Source organism: Hydrocarboniphaga sp., from assembly GCF_028291725.1.
GTDB lineage: Bacteria > Pseudomonadota > Gammaproteobacteria > Nevskiales > Nevskiaceae > Hydrocarboniphaga.
In genome coordinates this window covers 66,777-73,095 of record NZ_JAQGNT010000097.1, presented here as the reverse complement: position 1 = coordinate 73,095, position 6,319 = coordinate 66,777, and the positions used below count along the sequence as shown (strand labels likewise).

Annotated in this window: 5 protein-coding genes; 3 read left to right on the top strand and 2 right to left on the bottom strand. The window is 64.5% G+C overall.

The features are described from left to right. Positions 1–148: 148 nt before the first annotated feature. Together JWQ90_RS25520 and JWQ90_RS25515 are read right to left on the bottom strand one after the other, a co-directional pair. Positions 149–2,230: a PQQ-dependent dehydrogenase, methanol/ethanol family gene (locus JWQ90_RS25520; RefSeq protein WP_299697889.1), complete on the bottom strand. Its 2,082-nt coding sequence runs from the start codon at positions 2,228–2,230 to the stop codon at positions 149–151. A 258-nt stretch (positions 2,231–2,488) separates the two neighbouring features. Continuing rightward, positions 2,489–3,532: a nitronate monooxygenase gene (locus tag JWQ90_RS25515; RefSeq protein ID WP_299697888.1), complete on the bottom strand. Its 1,044-nt coding sequence runs from the start codon at positions 3,530–3,532 to the stop codon at positions 2,489–2,491. Between the two features lie 252 nt (positions 3,533–3,784). Here JWQ90_RS25515 and JWQ90_RS25510 point away from each other — a divergent pair, with 252 nt between their 5' ends. From JWQ90_RS25510 to JWQ90_RS25500, 3 genes are all read left to right on the top strand, one after another. Further along, positions 3,785–4,543 (top strand): TetR/AcrR family transcriptional regulator, encoded by a 759-nt coding sequence (locus tag JWQ90_RS25510; protein ID WP_299697887.1) that lies wholly within the window; start codon positions 3,785–3,787, stop codon positions 4,541–4,543. A gap of 316 nt (positions 4,544–4,859) precedes the next feature. After that, positions 4,860–5,900, top strand: a complete 1,041-nt coding sequence (locus tag JWQ90_RS25505) for a Rieske 2Fe-2S domain-containing protein (protein ID WP_299697886.1) — start codon at positions 4,860–4,862, stop codon at positions 5,898–5,900. A 55-nt stretch (positions 5,901–5,955) separates the two neighbouring features. Further along, positions 5,956–6,294: a 2Fe-2S iron-sulfur cluster-binding protein gene (locus tag JWQ90_RS25500; protein ID WP_299697885.1), complete on the top strand. Its 339-nt coding sequence runs from the start codon at positions 5,956–5,958 to the stop codon at positions 6,292–6,294. The last annotated feature ends 25 nt before the right edge of the window (positions 6,295–6,319 follow it).

Below are 6,319 nucleotides of genomic sequence, written 5' to 3'. Positions count from 1 at the left end.
AGAGGGTGGCGCGGAGCGCCGGGTGAGGGGCTTCTTCCCGCCGAACAGCCCCTCATCCGCCCCTTCGGGGCAGCATCGAACGCAAGCGGGAGAAGGGACTGCAACGCTTAAGGTAGTGCCATTGGGGGCGCAAGCCCCGACCGACGACCTAAGGAGCCGGTTTCGGTGCCGCTTCCTTGCTCGCTGCGTCAAGCACATAAGCCTGGATCATCGTCAGTTGCTCGGCGGTGATAACGCCGGCGAACGACGGCATGCCATTGCTTTGCAGCGCGCCCTTGAGCACCACGGCGTCGAAGGTCGCGGTGCGCGGAATCGGCGAGTGGCGCAGGTCGGGAATCACGCCACCGCTGACCGCGCCGAGGCCGTGGCAGACGCCGCAGTTCTGGTGATAGAGCGTTCTGCCTTGTTCGAGCGCAGCACTGTCGTGCGCGTGATCCGGAATCGGCAAGCGAGTGGGTGCCGCGATCGAAGGCAGCGGTGGCAGCTGCGCCTTGCCGCCGAGCTTGAACACCAGCAGCCGGCTGATGTTGCGCACGCCCGGTGCGAGCGATGCGTCGCCCCCCACCAGCGGAATGCCGCCGCCCCAACCCGCGAGCACCGCCACGTATTGCTCGCCATCCTGTCGGTAGCTCATGGCGCCGGCGATGATGCCGGTCTGCGCATCGAACTCCCACAGCTTGCTGCCGGTGTCCGCGGCGTAAGCGACGAACTGCCCGTTGGCGCGGCCCTGGAACACGAGGTTGCCGGCGGTGGCGAGCGTGCCGCCGTTCCAGTAGGTGGGATAGGGCACGCGCCAGGCTTCGCGCTGACGCGCCGGATCCCAGGCCACGAGCGCGCCGCTGGTGGCCTCGCGTGGCAAGGCGCTCGCGTCGGCGAAGCCGGTGCCGGTGTTGAAGCCGCCCGGCTTGAACTCGAAGCTCGCGCCTTCGTTGCGATAAGCGCCCGGCACTTCCTGGTAGGGAATGTAGACCAGGCCGGTCTTCGGGCTGTACGACATCGGCATCCAGCTGTGCGCGCCGAACGAGCCCGGCCACATCACGATGGGCTTGTTCTCGTAGCGAACGCCCGGCGCTTCCACCGGCCGGCCGGTCGCGAGATCGACCCTTTCGGCCCAGGTCACCTTGCCGTATTTTTCTGCCGACAGCAGCTTGCCGGTTTTGCGGTCGAGCACGTAGAAAAAGCCGTTCTTCGGCGCCTGCATCAGCACCTTGCGCATCTGCCCGTTTATGGTGATGTCGGCCAGCGTGATCTGCTGCGTGGCGGTGAAGTCCCAGCTTTCTCCCGGCGTCTCCTGGTAATGCCAGGCGAGCTTTCCGGTATCCGGATGCACCGCGAGAATCGACGACAGGAACAGGTTGTCGCCGCCGCCCGGGCTGCGCACCTCGCGGTTCCACGGCGAGCCGTTGCCGGTGCCGACGTAGAGCAGGTCGAGCTCTGGGTCGTAGGCCATGCCGTCCCACACGGTTCCGCCGCCGCCGTAGCGCCAGTACTGGCCGCCCTTCCAGGTCTTGGCGGCCTCGGCAAGCTCCGGCTGCTCGTAGGGCTTCGAAGGATCGCCCGGCACCGTGTAGAAGCGCCAAGCCATCCTGCCGGTGTCGGCGTCATAGGCCGAGAAATAACCGCGCACGCCGTACTCGGCGCCGCTGTTGCCGATGATCACCTTGCCCTTCACCACGCGCGGCGCGCCGGTGATGGTGTAGGGCTTGGCCGCATCGGTGGTCTGCTGCTGCCACACTGGCTTGCCGCTGCGCGCGTCGAGCGCGATCAGGCGGCCGTCGAGCGTGCCGATGAACACTTTCCCCTTCCACAGCGCGACGCCGCGATTGACCGAATCGCAGCACACGCGGCGCGCCTTGGACTTGTCCACCTTTGGGTCGTAGAGCCACAGCAGTGTGCCGCTCCTGGCATCCACCGCGAACGGCCGGCTCCACGCCAAGGACCCGTAGAGGACGCCGTCCGAGTACAGCGGCGTGCTTTCAAGCCCGCGGTCATTGGCCAGATCGAGGAACCAGGCGAGGCCCAATTTGCCGGCATTGCCGGCGTTGATCTGCTCGATCGGCGCGTAGCGCTGCTCGGAATAGCCGCGACCGATGCTGAGCCATTCGGAACCGCCTTGCTCCAGCGCCGTGACCGCGTCGGAATCGACTTCCGTTTTCGACGCTGCGGTCGCGTCAACGCAAATACACAACAGTGTCGCGGCCATCGCCGCGGTGACAGCCTTGCGACGCATCGAATCTTTCTCCGGCTCTGCGTGTTTTGCAGCGATGTGCATTCGAGCGACGCCCTTGCAATCGGCATGGAACCAACAACGATCGGCGGAACATCGCCTAGTGTCGTGAGTCAGAAGTTCACATGCGAATTCGCCGCGTCTTTTCGCGCCTGGCCGCGTTGCAACTCCTCGCCATAGTGCGACTATGGCTCGTCGTTGCGCCTTGCCAGACGCGAAAAGCCACTGGCAAATTCATCACGGAACTTCTGACTCACGACACTAGCGCGGCGCCGGCGCCCGCGAAATCTTGGCCGCGAGCCCTTCGAGCACGGCCGCCGCTTCGGCCGCCATCGCCGGTATGAACTCGCTGATACGGATCAGGCTGCTGATGGCGGAGGCGACTTGGCCTGTGAGTACCAGGCCGTTCACGACATCGCCCTCGCTCTGCGCGCGCTGCATGGATTCGATCTTCCAGCGCGTGGCTTCCACGGCGTCGAGGTGAGCGGTTTCATCGTGGCCTACCAGGCGCGCCGACGCCGCATTCTTCAAGCCGCGGCAGGGTCCATAGACGCCGTCGAAGGCAACATCATCGCCCTCCTGCGCGTCCAGCAAGGCTTGAAGATAGGCCGGATGCCAGTCGACGTTCTCCTCGCTGAGGATGAAACGCGTGCCCATGGCAACGCCGTCGGCGCCCATGGCGAGAGCGGCGGCGAGCGTGCGGCCGTCGCGCGCACCGCCGGTCAACAGCACCGGCACATCCACCGCCTCGGTGATGCTGGGTATCAGCACGAACGTGTGCACCATCTTGCTGGGCGCATGCCCGCCCATTTCGAAGCCGGCGGCGATCACCACGTCCACGCCGGCTTCCTGCGCCTTGACCGCCTGGCGGGTGCTGCCGACCTTGTGCTGGTGGATCATGCCGGCGTCTTTGATTATGCCGATGTACGGGCCGGGGAAGCCGGCCGACGTCGTCATCACAGTCAGCTTGCGGGCCAGCGAGGCATCCTGCCGGCGCATCGACAACACCAGGCGGATGTAGGTATCGGTGAACGGCAGCACCTTGCCATTGCCGTCGATACCCACGGGGATGTTCACCGCGAACGGGCCCTTGGTCAGCGACGCGCATTCCTCGATGTGCTCGCGAAACGTACGCGCGCCCTCGTCGAGATTCACCGGCATGCCCGGCATGCTGACCGTGCCGAGCCCGCCGGCATTGGACACGGCGGCGGCCAGCTTCGGCGTGCGGAAGGGGCCGAGCCCTTCCTGGACGATCGGATGCTCGATTCCGACCAGCTGGGTGTAGCGGTTGCTGATCAAGCCCATGAAACGCGTGCTCCATCCAGTGCAACGAATGTCGACGCGGTGGCCGGCATGGCTGGATGCGTCGATCGGTAGTTATGGCATCGGACGGCAACATAGCTGAGTTGAGCTTAACAAGCAATATGCAGGTTTTTTGTAATTTTATTACAGACTATTCCGGTATTGTTGAGTAGAGCTCAGGATGGTGAGAAGCCTGTCGGATGCCGGCTTGGGCTATTAGCATGGGCAACGGAAATCGGAGGGTTACCAGGCACCATGGGCAGAACCAAGCAGCCGGGCCCGGCACGGCGGTCGGCCGATGCGCGCGTCGGAGAGATCAAGGCCGAAGCGCGCAAGGAGCTCGCAGAAAAGGGCTACCAGGCGTTTCAGCCGGCCGAGGTGGCGCGCCGCTGCGGCGTGTCCGAAGCCACGGTGTATCGCTACTTCCCGACCAAGCGCGATTTGGTCAGCCGGATCGCGGAAGACTGGTATACCGGGCTGGTGGCACACGGCCCGGTCGTCGATCCGCAAGCCGATATCTACACGCGGCTTCGCCAAGTGCTGTACGACACCTTCATGGTCGTACACCGCGACCCCGCGCTGACACGCTTCATCCTGCTCGAACTGCGGCCCGATCCGAATTACCCGAATACCGCGATCTATCAGCTCAACCGCCGCTTCACCGCGCGCGTGGCATCGGTGGTCGAGGACGCCATCAAGGCCGGCATCTTCCGCACCGACATTTCGCCCAAGCTCGTGCGCAACATGATCTTCGGCTGCATGGAGCACCAGACCTGGGCCTACCTGCGAGGCGAGGGCGATTTCTCCGTGGAAGAATCCGCCGACGGCATCTCCAGCCTGATCTACCGCGGCCTCTTGATCGAACAAGGCTCCGTTGCCAGCGTACTGGCCCCCAGAATGGTGAAGCTGGCAGAGAACGCCGAGGCTCTTGGCGAGGAAATCCGCCACCTGCGCTCGCTGCTGCAGAGCGCCGCCGCCGCCCAATCGAGCGCAAGCCGACGAACCAAAAAGTAGGGCGGGTCGCGACCCGCCGATCGCGCGGCGATCCGCGGCCTTTGCTGTGGGCTTTAAGCAGGCTCTGCACAGGCGGCCAATTGGGTTAAGTCGTCGGTCGGGGCTTACGCCCCTCGTACAAAGGCTTCCCTGTAGCAGAGGCGTAAGCCCCGACTCGCCCTTGCCGAGTCAGCATCGGCTAAGAGCCGCTCCTACCGTGGTTCCAAGTGAGCGCGCGCGACTTTCGAGAACCGATGGTCTTAAATCGTCCGTTCGCAGCAGGCGCGGGACGCCGGCTCGCCATTTACTAGGCACCTCATCGAGGAAGCCGACGACAATGACCAGCAACCCGCCGCTCAAAGACCTGAAAGCCGATATCAATCTCCAGCAACTGCTCGAAGCCAAGTCACTCGAACGCTGCCCGTTCCCGATACCGAGCGGCTGGTTCTTCGTCGACTACTCCGAGAACCTGAAACCCGGTGAGGTCCGCAACATCACCCTGTTCGACCAGGAATGGGTGCTGTTCCGCACCGAGGGTGGCGAGGCTGGCGTCACCGACCCTTATTGTCCGCATCTGGGTGCGCACATGGGCCACGGCGGCAAGGTGGTCGGCGAAAACCTGCGCTGCCCGTTCCACCACTGGGAATACGACACCGCCGGCTGGTGCCAGAACATCCCCTACGGCAAGGTCGCGCCGCCGATCACCAAGAAGCAGGCCGTCCTGCGCGCACTGCCGACGCAGGAGCGCTACGGCCTGATCTGGTCCTGGTACCACCCGGCCTGTGAAGAGCCGAGTTGGGAGCTGCCGGCAATCCCGGCGATGGAAGACGCAGGCTGGGGCGGCGACCGCCGCGGCAGCTGGACCGCGAACACCGCGATTCAGGAGATCGCCGAGAACGGCGTCGATTTCGCGCATCTGAAGTTTCTGCACGGCGCCGCCGGCATTCCGCCGGCCGTGGTCGACTTCGAAGCTCACGTGATCAGCATCGACATGGCCGGCGGCTACATCGTCGGCAAGGGTTATGGTCCCGGCCTGAACGTGTTCGAGTTCACCCAGGAAGGCGCCAGCGCGACGATGATCTCGTACACGCAGCCGATCACCGGCGACAAGAGCCAGATGAACATGAGCTTCCGGGCTCGCGCTTATCCGGAAGGCAGCAAGCAGCAGCACGTCGCCAAGAAGATCATCGACCACATGATCGGCGCGGCCGAGGGCGAGGAGAGCGCGGGTTTCGAGAGCGTCGATTTCGTCGTCTGGAACAACAAGAAGTACCGGCCGAAACCGCTGCTCTGCGACGGCGACGGCCCGATCCTTCAGTTCCGCAAATGGTTCAGGCAGTTCTATATCGCCGATCCGAAATTGCTCGAGAAGGTTTGAGCCCCTCTCCCTCTCCCGGCCCTTCGGGCCACCCTCTCCCGGGAGAGGGAAACGCTTGCAAGAGATTCTCTGGATGGCGGTAGTGCGTGTCACGACTCGTGAAGGCGCGAAGCTGCAGATCAAGGCGCTGCCAGCGGTGCCGTTGATGGAGTTTTTGCGCGACGGCAGCGCCGGCGTCGAAGGCATCTGTGGCGGCGAACTCAGTTGCGGCACCTGCCACGTCTACATCGACAGCGGCGGTGACCCGCTCCCGCCGCGCAGCGAAGCCGAGCAGGCGATGCTCGAGGCGATAGCCGAATTCGTCGAAGTACGGCCCAGTTCGCGCCTGTCGTGCCAGGTGTTCGTCGGTGAATCGACGACGGATCTGGCGGTGACGGTCGGCCCGGTTGCATAACCCCGGGATGTCGACTTGCCGGTTT